This window comes from Actinomadura sp. NPDC000600 (assembly GCF_040492135.1).
Lineage (GTDB): Bacteria > Actinomycetota > Actinomycetes > Streptosporangiales > Streptosporangiaceae > Spirillospora.
In genome coordinates, this window is record NZ_JBEUPD010000119.1 from 1 (window position 1) to 1,390 (window position 1,390).

Genomic DNA, 1,390 nt, shown 5'->3' on the forward strand with positions numbered 1-1,390 from the left:
GCCTGACCGCCAAGCTGGACTATCTGCAGTGGCTGGGCGTGGACTGCCTGTGGCTGCCGCCGTTCTTCAAGTCCCCCCTGCGCGACGGCGGCTACGACGTCTCCGACTACACCGCGGTGCTGCCCGAGTTCGGTGACCTGGCCGACTTCGTCGAGTTCGTGGACGCGGCCCACCAGCGCGGCATGCGCGTGATCATCGACTTCGTGATGAACCACACCAGCGACCTGCACCCGTGGTTCCAGGAGTCCCGCAGCAACCCCGACGGCCCCTACGGCGACTACTACGTGTGGGCCGACGACGACAAGCAGTACCAGGACGCCCGGATCATCTTCGTCGACACCGAGGCCTCCAACTGGACCTTCGACCCGGTCCGCAAGCAGTACTACTGGCACCGCTTCTTCTCCCACCAGCCCGACCTCAACTACGAGAACCCGGCGGTGCAGGAGGAGATCGTCTCCGCCCTGCGGTTCTGGCTCGACCTCGGCATCGACGGCTTCCGCCTCGACGCGGTGCCGTACCTGTACCAGCAGGAAGGCACCAACTGCGAGAACCTGCCGGCGACGCACGAGTTCCTGAAGCGGGTGCGCAAGGAGATCGACACGCACTATCCGGACACGGTGCTGCTCGCGGAGGCGAACCAGTGGCCGGAGGACGTGGTCGACTACTTCGGCGACTTCCCCTCGGGCGGCGACGAGTGCCACATGGCGTTCCATTTCCCGGTCATGCCGCGGATCTTCATGGCGGTGCGGCGTGAGTCGCGGTATCCGGTGTCGGAGATCCTGGCGAAGACGCCGGCGATCCCGTCGAGCTGCCAGTGGGGCATCTTCCTGCGCAACCACGACGAGCTGACCCTGGAGATGGTCACCGACGAGGAACGCGACTACATGTGGGCGGAGTACGCCAAGGATCCGCGGATGCGGGCCAACATCGGCATCCGCCGGCGTCTGGCGCCGCTGCTGGACAACGACCGCAACCAGATCGAGCTGTTCACCGCGCTGCTGCTGTCGCTGCCCGGCTCGCCGATCCTCTACTACGGCGACGAGATCGGCATGGGGGACAACATCTGGCTCGGTGACCGGGACGCGGTGCGCACGCCGATGCAGTGGACGCCGGACCGCAACGCGGGTTTCTCGTCCTGCGACCCGGGGCGTCTGTATCTGCCCACGATCATGGATCCGGTCTACGGGTACCAGGTCACGAACGTGGAGGCGTCGATGTCGTCGCCGTCCTCGCTGCTGCACTGGACCCGGCGGATGATCGAGATCCGTAAGCAGAACCCGGCGTTCGGCCTCGGCTCGTTGGTCCCGCTCGCGGCGGCCGGGGCCGACCGGGCCGAGCTCACCCGCCTGGAGGATGAAGTACTCGGTGCCGAACGCCTGCTGCCCCAGGT

Annotated in this window: 1 protein-coding gene; it reads left to right on the plus strand. The window is 66.8% G+C overall.

The features are described from left to right. Positions 1–1,390: maltose alpha-D-glucosyltransferase (gene treS / locus ABWI07_RS44105; protein ID WP_353822204.1), on the plus strand; the 1,390-nt coding region annotated here is incomplete at both ends.